We start from the raw sequence: 441 nt of genomic DNA, 5'->3' as shown, positions 1-441 counted from the left end.
AATTTTAAAAAAAGAGAGAAAAAAAACAAATCCAATAAATGATATTAAAAAAGTGATTATATCCATCCCGGAAATAAAAGGGCAAATTAGAAAAAAAAGTATAAATGGCACTGAAAAAAAAGCAAAAATATCGCCGCCGCCCCATGAGATCTGATTCTCATAACGGGGGATTTCCAGCCAGATATCATTCTTTTCATTCAGCCAGATAGCATTAGCTTCAACATCCTGCTCCAGCCACTGAACCGGCAGATCCTCCTGCCATCTTTTCGCCTGCGGGATCAGTACGGAACGGCGATAAAAAGGGTTTTTGGGGCGTTGCGTTTCAACGTTTGCTGTATGCTGTTCCTTTTTTTTATTCTCAGAGGCGGTCAGTGATACGCGGCGTTTTACTTTATTGCCTGGCTTTTTAGCCATAATATTCATTTATCCTTTTACATTAAG

Annotated in this window: 1 pseudogene; it reads right to left on the bottom strand. The window is 39.2% G+C overall.

The window, feature by feature from the left end:
* Positions 1 to 414 (bottom strand): annotated as a pseudogene (locus tag QNN86_RS23875) (hypothetical protein); the annotation flags it as partial.
* Positions 415 to 441: the final 27 nt, after the last annotated feature.

Source organism: Citrobacter sp. C348 (genome assembly GCF_047467975.1).
In the GTDB taxonomy this organism is placed as follows: Bacteria; Pseudomonadota; Gammaproteobacteria; order Enterobacterales; family Enterobacteriaceae; genus Citrobacter; species Citrobacter gillenii.
This window is presented reverse-complemented; position numbering and strand designations above follow the sequence as displayed.